The organism is Pseudomonas sp. H26/SER47-MNA-CIBAN-0231, from assembly GCF_040310465.1.
Lineage (GTDB): Bacteria > Pseudomonadota > Gammaproteobacteria > Pseudomonadales > Pseudomonadaceae > Aquipseudomonas > Aquipseudomonas atacamensis.
This window is the reverse complement of sequence record NZ_JBEOPW010000133.1, coordinates 1-253: the sequence shown is the minus strand read 5'-3', so window position 1 is coordinate 253 and position 253 is coordinate 1. Positions and strand designations below refer to the sequence as shown.

Here is a 253-nt window from a genome sequence, read left to right as displayed (position 1 = left end):
AACGATAGAAGTCCGACTCGTGCCAATTGGCCGGCATGTCCGGCGCGGCGAGATGCGACAGCAGCGGCGTACCCTGCAGGTCCTCGACACGGGTATGCAACATGCCGGCAATGGCCGGATTGGCGAAGTTGATGTAGCCGTCTTCTCCGACTACCAAAATGCCTTCCGCGGCATTGCTCAGCACCGAAGCGTTGAACGCGCGGGCGGTGTCGAGCTGCTGAGTGAGCAGCTGCAGGTCGCGTCGGTTGTGCTC

The 253-nt window shown here is 62.1% G+C and carries 1 protein-coding gene; it reads right to left on the bottom strand.

Annotated features, from left to right (window positions below):
- The coding region (locus AAEZ10_RS27580) for a PAS domain-containing protein (protein ID WP_350571849.1) at positions 1 to 253 on the bottom strand (253 nt) is incomplete at both ends.